The 242-nt window shown below is 63.6% G+C and carries 1 protein-coding gene; it reads left to right on the forward strand.

Going from position 1 to position 242, the window contains the following annotated elements:
* Window positions 1–14 precede the first annotated feature (14 nt).
* Window positions 15–242, forward strand: a 228-nt coding sequence (locus QP119_RS11660) for an HNH endonuclease signature motif containing protein (protein WP_284776341.1), incomplete at its 3' end; no start/stop codon positions are given.

Genomic DNA, 242 nt, shown 5'->3' on the forward strand with positions numbered 1-242 from the left:
ACACGATCCCGGAGATGGTCTTCGACCAAAACTCGATGATCATGCTGGTCCACCCGCTTCAGGGCCCGAGCAACCTGTACCGGGCAAGCCGCTTCGCCAACGGCAAGCAGCGCACGATGCTGGGGGCGGCTTTCGGGGTGTGTGCTCATCCGGAGTGCAACCAGCCGGCGGAGTTCTGCCAGGCCGACCACGACACCGCCTGGGTGCGTGGCGGGTTGACCAACATCAACAATTTGACGCCG

It is taken from the genome of Corynebacterium frankenforstense (genome assembly GCF_030211955.1).
GTDB lineage: Bacteria > Actinomycetota > Actinomycetes > Mycobacteriales > Mycobacteriaceae > Corynebacterium > Corynebacterium frankenforstense_A.